The sequence below is a fragment of the Streptomyces spiramenti genome, from assembly GCF_012034385.1.
Taxonomy (GTDB): domain Bacteria; phylum Actinomycetota; class Actinomycetes; order Streptomycetales; family Streptomycetaceae; genus Streptomyces; species Streptomyces spiramenti.
Genome location: NZ_JAAVJB010000360.1, coordinates 1 through 3,491 on the forward strand (window position 1 = coordinate 1; position 3,491 = coordinate 3,491).

At 74.7% G+C, this 3,491-nt stretch carries 3 protein-coding genes; all 3 read right to left on the reverse strand.

Annotated features, from left to right (window positions below):
• Nucleotides 1-84: 84 nt before the first annotated feature.
• Complete coding sequence (hpt, locus tag HCJ92_RS23135; RefSeq protein WP_167935557.1) at nucleotides 85-648, reverse strand: hypoxanthine phosphoribosyltransferase; 564 nt, start codon at nucleotides 646-648, stop codon at nucleotides 85-87.
• Nucleotides 649-771: 123 nt separating this feature from the next.
• Nucleotides 772-1,953, reverse strand: a complete 1,182-nt coding sequence (gene tilS, locus HCJ92_RS23140) for a tRNA lysidine(34) synthetase TilS (protein ID WP_167935558.1) — start codon at nucleotides 1,951-1,953, stop codon at nucleotides 772-774.
• A 134-nt stretch (nucleotides 1,954-2,087) separates the two neighbouring features.
• Nucleotides 2,088-3,320 carry a zinc-dependent metalloprotease gene (locus tag HCJ92_RS23145; RefSeq protein WP_167935559.1) on the reverse strand — a complete coding sequence of 411 codons (1,233 nt, stop codon included), beginning with the start codon at nucleotides 3,318-3,320 and terminating at the stop codon, nucleotides 2,088-2,090.
• Between the last annotated feature and the right edge of the window lie 171 nt (nucleotides 3,321-3,491).

Sequence of the window (3,491 nt, forward strand, 5' to 3'; positions counted from 1 at the left end):
GTCCGGGCGCGGCGGGCCGGCCGACCCGGGTCGCGGTCCGCGGGCGGCGGTGGGACGGCGCGGGCCGCGCCACCGCCGACCGGGTCAGTCCTCCGCGCCGCCGTATACGTGCGGCGCGAGCGTGCCGACGAACGGCAGGTTGCGGTACTGCTCCGAGAAGTCCAGGCCGTAGCCGACGACGAACTCGTTGGGGATGTCGAAGCCGACCCACTTGACCTCGATGTCGACCTTGGCGGCGTCCGGCTTGCGGAGCAACGTCACGACCTCCAGCGAGGCGGGCTCGCGGGAACCGAGGTTGGACAGCAGCCAGGACAGCGTCAGACCGGAGTCGATGATGTCCTCGACGATCAGGACGTGCTTGCCCTTGATGTCGGTGTCCAGGTCCTTGAGGATGCGGACCACGCCGGAGGACTGCGTGCCGGCCCCGTAGGAGGAGACGGCCATCCAGTCCATGGTCACGTGCGAGGACAGCGCCCGGGCGAGGTCCGCCATCACCATGACGGCGCCCTTGAGCACCCCGACGAGCAGGACGTCGCGGCCCTCGTACTCCTCGTCGATGGCGGCTGCCAGCTCGGCGAGCTTGGCGTCGATCTCTTCCTTGGTGATGAGCACCGACTTGAGGTCGTCGCCCAGATCCTTCTCTAGCACCCTCGCCACTCTCTGCTGGTCCTGCGCGGCCCGCCGTTGTCCCGGCGGCTGGCCTGCGGGCCGGACCCCGCGGTCGCGGTCCGGCAGCGGTCGCCCGATGGACGGGGTGTCCGCCGCCGCCCGTCACCGGCCGGCCTGCTCCAGCACCAGTCTGCCACCCTGCCTGCGAGCCTCGACACGGCCCGGCAGGTTCAGCGGGCGCTGCCCCCGCCAGGCGGTGATCAGCCGGTCCGTCTCCTCGATGTGGCGGGCGAACAGGGAACCGGCGGGGGCGCCCGCGGCGATGGCCGCACGTCGCAGCACCCGACGCCGGACGGCGGGCGGCAGGGCGTGCAGCGCGGCGATGTCCAGCGTGCCGTCGGGGCGGGTGGCCATGCGTTCGGCCTGCTGCGCCCACGCGTCGAGGGCGTCGGCGTCGTCGCGGGCGAGTTGGGCGGTGCGGGCCAGTGCCTCGGTGACGCCGGGACCGAGGGCCTGCTCCAGCGCGGGCAGTGCGTGGGCCCGGACGCGGGAGCGGGTGTACGCCGGGTCGCTGTTGTGGGGGTCCTCCCACACGGGCAGCCCCTGCTCGGCGCAGGCCAGCCGGACGGTCTCCCGGTCCAGGGTGAGGAACGGGCGCAGGTAGCGGCCGTGGGCGCGGTCGGCGCCCGCTCCGGCCGTACGGGAGGCCATGCCCGCCAGGGAGCGGGTCCCGGAGCCCCTGGCGAGCCCGAGGAGCACCGTCTCCGCCTGGTCGTCGCGGGTGTGCCCGAGGAGGACGGCTGCGGCGCCGTGGTGTTCCGCGGCGGCGTCGAGCGCGGCGTAGCGGGCGGTGCGGGCGGCGGCCTCGGGGCCGCCGTCGCGGCCGACCTCGACGGTGGCGACCTCGACGGGTTCCAGGCCGAGGGCGGTCAGCCGCTCGGCGACCTCGTGTGCGCGTTGGGCGGAGCCGTCCTGGAGGCCGTGGTCGACGGTGACGGCTCCGGCGCGCAGGCCGAGCCGGGGGGCCTCGAAGGCGAGGGCGACGGCGAGCGCGGTGGAGTCGGCGCCGCCCGAGCAGGCGGCGAGGACGAGCGGGGCGCGACGGGGGTCGCGGGCGGCCGGGACGTCGACCGCGGCGTTCGCCGCCCGGGATCGCGCGTCCGGCACGGCCTCCTGCGGGGGTGTGCCCGGGAGGGGGGACGCATGATGCGGGTGCGGGGCGGGTACGCCGTTGGGTGTCGGCGGTGCCGAGGGGTGTTCGGCGCCCGGGTTGGGGCGCAGGAGTTCCTGCAGGGTGCGGCGAACCGCCAGGCGTATCGCCGCGACCGCGGGATGGGGACCCATGTCCTGATCACTTCCTCGAGGGGGGCCAAGTCACGCTGAGTGCGTACAGCGTGACAGAGGAGGGCGGCTCCCTGAGCATCGCACGCCCACTCTCGGGCCCACGGTCCCTCGTACGGGTGATCACGGCGCTCATCTCATGACGCGGGGCCCGTCGGCCGCACCCGTGCGACCCACTCACGGGGGTCGGCGATCTCGGCCTGGGTGGGCAGGGTGTTGGGGGACGTCCACACCTTGTTGAACCCAGCCATGCCGACCTCCTCGACGACCGTGCGCACGAAGCGCTCACCCTCGCGGTACTGGCGCAGCTTGGCGTCCATGCCGAGGAGGCGGCGCAGCACCCGGTCGACGCGTCCGGCGCCGGCCTCGCGGCGCTTGGTGAACTTCTCCCGGATCTCGACGACGGAGGGCACGACCTGGGGGCCGACCCCGTCCATCACGAAGTCGGCGTGGCCCTCCAGCAGGGACATGACGGCGGTGAGCCGGTCGAGGATCTCGCGCTGGCGGGCGGTCTGGACGAGGTCGGCGAGGCTGCCGTCCCCCTTGCTGTCGCTCCTGTTGCTGTCGCTCCTGCCGTCGGCCCGGTCGCCGCCGGCGGCCCCTGCCGCGCCCTCGCCTGCGGTGCCCCCACCCGTGGTGTCCGCGCCGGCGGTTCCGGTGGAGTCGGACTCCTCGTTCCGGCCGGTGAGCGACTGGGCGGCCTGCCGAAGCCGGTCGAGGAAGGTCGCCGGGTCGAGGTCCGCCTCCGCGATGAAGGCCTGGATCTCGTTCTCCAGGTGGTCGCGCAGCCAGGGCACGGCGGTGAACTGGGTGCGGTGCGTCTCCTCGTGGAGGCAGACCCAGAGCCTGAAGTCGGTTGGTTCGACGGCGAGTTCGCGTTCGACGTGCACGATGTTGGGCGCGACGAGCAGCAGTCGGCCGCCTCCCGTGCCGCCGGGGAGGCCGGGGGTCGCGGGGGCGAAGGTCTCGTACTGGCCGAGGACGCGCGAGGAGAGGAACGAGAGCAGCATGCCGAGCTGGACGCCGGTGATCTTGGAGCCGACGGCGGAGAAGGCGGCTCCACCGGGCACGTTGGCGCGGCGTTCGGAGATCCGCTCGCCGAGGGGGCCGAGCAGGGTACGGAAGCCGGCGGCGTTGGCTCGGACCCAGCCGGGGCGGTCCACGACGAGCACGGGGGTGTCGTCGCCGACCGCCGTCAGGCCGGTGTAGGCGCGGACGTGCCGCTCGGACGCCTTGGCGTGGCGGCGGAGCTCGGCGACGACGCCGCGCGCCTCTTCGCGGGTCACCTCCGGGCCCGGCCGGCTCATCCTGGCCGCGGTGGCCACGGCGAGGTTCCAGTCGACCAGTTCAGCTCCACCGAATCGCGTCATGCTCCCCACCGTACGTGTCCGCGCGCGGGTCTGACAGGGAACAGCCGCCCGGGTGCCCGGGGCCCCGCGTGCCCCCGGCGCACGGCTCCGGTGGCGCCGGAGCCACGACCGCCGGTACGGGCGGTGGCGCGGGTGGCCGGTGGGGCGCGGGGTGCCGCGGCAGGCGGGGCG

Excerpts from the sequence above, each read along its gene's own strand:
- HCJ92_RS23145 (WP_167935559.1), bottom strand. The coding sequence starts at position 3,320 with ATGACGCGATTCGGTGGAGCTGAACTGGTCGACTGGAACCTCGCCGTG.
- tilS (WP_167935558.1), bottom strand. The coding sequence starts at position 1,953 with ATGGGTCCCCATCCCGCGGTCGCGGCGATACGCCTGGCGGTTCGCCGC.